1 protein-coding gene is annotated in these 515 nt (G+C 54.2%); it reads right to left on the bottom strand.

Annotated features, from left to right (window positions below; genetic code table 11):
* Window positions 1-437: hypothetical protein (locus AC3A84_RS05460; protein WP_487968630.1), on the bottom strand; the 437-nt coding region annotated here is incomplete at its 3' end.
* Window positions 438-515: the final 78 nt, after the last annotated feature.

Raw genomic sequence — 515 nt, 5'->3', positions numbered from 1 at the left:
ATCTCTTCGTGCGTGACATCCGTGAAATAATCCGGGTTGTATTCCAGGTTGCCGCCATCATCCAGCAAATAAAGTTGCGGGTTGTACCATTCCCACAAAGCAACCGTGTCCGAGGTGAAATTCGCATGCAGGGCATTTTGTTGCTCTGGGATTTCGCCGATAGGCAACCGCAGTTCACCACCGTCTTGCAGCTGGTCGCGGTCCACCGGGTGATAGTCGCCTTCCGGGTGTACATCAATTCCAGGGCCGTCGGCGGAATCAGCGTTGTCACCGCTGCTGCAGGCGGCCAAGGTTAGCGCGGCTATCGACAACAATCCCACGCCCGCTTTCCGCGCAGCTATTGTCCTGCCGTTACGTGCACCAGGGTTGATCTCGCCCGGTGAAATAGGTTGTTGACGCTTTCCCGTCCTGGACAACGTGTGTTTTTCTTCAGTCATAACTTCTTCCTCTGAGATCTCAATCTGAAAACATGCACAACCGGCCCCACAACCTTGTACGAATACACATCATGGGAC

This window comes from Paracidovorax sp. (assembly GCF_057642795.1).
The sequence above is the reverse complement of the archived record's forward strand: the minus strand, read 5'-3'. Positions and strand labels throughout refer to the sequence as shown.